We start from the raw sequence: 512 nt of genomic DNA, 5'->3' as shown, positions 1-512 counted from the left end.
CGGCCCAGAGAAACCAGAACAAAGGCCAGAAATAACGCTGGTAGCCTTTGGCGGCGTCCAGGTAGACCCCCGCGTGCAGGGCGGCGGCCGAGGCCACCAGGGCGGTGAGCAGCACGAAGGTCACCGCCATGCCGTCCACCCTGAGTTCTATCCCCAGGGGAGCCGGCCAGCCGCCCAGGGCATAGTAGAGCCCGCCCTCCCGGGCGACGGTCAGCCACAGGCCGGCGGACACCAGCGCCTGCAGCAGTATACCGGCCCAGCAGAGCCAGTAGCCGCGCCGAAAATCCACCAATACGGACATCACCGCCCAGGCCAGGGGGGTAAACAGCAAACCGGGGATCAGCAGCGCCAGCATCAGGAGTCGGGCCCTCGGTCCAGGCCGCTGTGCCCGCTCAGGTGGTACCAGCGCCGGATCAGCACCAGCGCCAGGGCGGAGGCCGCCAGCGCCACCACTATGCCGGTCAGCACCAGCGCCTGGGGCACGGGATCGGCGACGCCGTCGGACTGGGCCA

2 protein-coding genes are annotated in these 512 nt (G+C 69.5%); both read right to left on the bottom strand.

From position 1 onward, the window contains the following. Positions 1-355, bottom strand: a 355-nt coding sequence (locus CGX12_RS19440; protein WP_217898221.1) for a hypothetical protein, incomplete at its 3' end; no start/stop codon positions are given. Beyond that, complete coding sequence (locus CGX12_RS20425; protein ID WP_094041470.1) at positions 355-483, bottom strand: NADH-quinone oxidoreductase subunit K; 129 nt, start codon at positions 481-483, stop codon at positions 355-357. The genes CGX12_RS20425 and CGX12_RS19440, both read right to left, overlap by 1 nt. Positions 484-512: the final 29 nt, after the last annotated feature.

The organism is Zobellella denitrificans, from assembly GCF_002237365.1.
GTDB classification, from domain to species: Bacteria; Pseudomonadota; Gammaproteobacteria; order Enterobacterales; family Aeromonadaceae; genus Oceanimonas; species Oceanimonas denitrificans.
This window is presented reverse-complemented; position numbering and strand designations above follow the sequence as displayed.